This is a genomic window from Dolichospermum planctonicum (assembly GCF_005402965.1).
Taxonomy (GTDB): Bacteria; Cyanobacteriota; Cyanobacteriia; order Cyanobacteriales; family Nostocaceae; genus Dolichospermum; species Dolichospermum planctonicum.
In genome coordinates this window covers 1-374 of record NZ_BJCF01000160.1, presented here as the reverse complement: position 1 = coordinate 374, position 374 = coordinate 1, and the positions used below count along the sequence as shown (strand labels likewise).

The 374-nt window shown below is 38.0% G+C and carries 1 rRNA gene; it reads right to left on the bottom strand.

The features are described 5' to 3' along the window. Positions 1-260 precede the first annotated feature (260 nt). Positions 261-374, bottom strand: a 5S ribosomal RNA gene (gene rrf, locus FFO06_RS20890); the annotation flags it as partial.

The following is a 374-nucleotide window of genomic DNA, read 5'->3' as shown; positions in this document are numbered from 1 at the left end:
TTTTTGGTGATTTACTGTTTCTCAAATGCCTTTTTTCACTTTATATGTTTGTTTTGATGCTCTCTTTAATTTTTTCTCTACGTAATTTACCTCTGTGACAGTTTGGGGTGCGGAATGTGGGTTAAATAATAATCATAAATTTCCAAGAATTAACCATATTAATACTTAATATTTTTCCATACACAACAGCTTAAAAAAAGGACGAAAAAACAAAACCCCCACTAAATAAATAGAGGGGGTGATGTGATTGTAAAAAATAAACCTGGCATCGAGCTATTTTGACATGGGGCTACCCCCAAACTATCGTCGCCGCAGCAGCGTTTCACCTCTGAGTTCGGGAAGGGATCAGTGTGGTTCCACCGCGCCATAGACAC